Raw genomic sequence first — 230 nt, forward strand, 5'->3', positions numbered from 1 at the left:
CTTTGTGCCTCATCCATATTTCGGATATCATAAGGGTAGAGCCCTTCCGTTTTGAGATGCGAGAAGAAGCTCTCCATTGAGGCATTGTCATAACAATTTCCTCGGCGAGACATGCTGATTCGGGCGCCAACCTTTGGCAGCATGTCGTGGTACGCATGAGACGTGTACTGGAATCCCTGGTCGCTGTGAACGATCAGTCCGGTCACGTCTTTTGTCTTGTTAAAGGCATT

General features: G+C 49.1%; 1 protein-coding gene. It reads right to left on the minus strand.

Translation table 11 applies throughout. The features are described from left to right. Positions 1-230 (minus strand): transposase (locus AC0MA3_RS26815; protein ID WP_474658397.1); only part of this gene is annotated, 230 nt, incomplete at both ends.

The sequence above is a fragment of the Paenibacillus sp. LS-5 genome, from assembly GCF_056121505.1.